The sequence below is a fragment of the Lactobacillus nasalidis genome, assembly GCF_016587775.1.
In the GTDB taxonomy this organism is placed as follows: Bacteria; Bacillota; Bacilli; order Lactobacillales; family Lactobacillaceae; genus Lactobacillus; species Lactobacillus nasalidis.
Genome location: NZ_BOCG01000496.1, coordinates 1 through 410 on the forward strand (window position 1 = coordinate 1; position 410 = coordinate 410).

1 rRNA gene is annotated in these 410 nt (G+C 48.0%); it reads right to left on the reverse strand.

The features are described 5' to 3' along the window. A 16S ribosomal RNA gene (locus lacNas_RS09640) occupies positions 1-287 on the reverse strand; the annotation flags it as partial. Positions 288-410: the final 123 nt, after the last annotated feature.

Below are 410 nucleotides of genomic sequence, written 5' to 3' on the forward strand. Positions count from 1 at the left end.
GCCGTTACCTCACCAACTAGCTAATGCGCCGCGGGCTCATCCTAAAGTGACAGCTTGCGCCGCCTTTCAAACTTGAGTCATGCGACTCATGTTGTTATCCGGTATTAGCACCTGTTTCCAAGTGGTATCCCAGTCTTTAGGGCAGATTGCCCACGTGTTACTCACCCATCCGCCGCTAGCGTCCAACAAATCACCCCGAAGGGATCTTTGAATTCAGCTCGCTCGACTTGCATGTATTAGGCACGCCGCCAGCGTTCGTCCTGAGCCAGGATCAAACTCTCAATTTGAAATTGAGCCTTTTTAATCTGCTCCAGATTATTTGCTTGCGAATTGACTTCGCTTATTTGATTGGATCAAACTTTGTTTGACCCGCACACTGCGAAACTTTGTTCAGTTTTCAAAGTACCAAC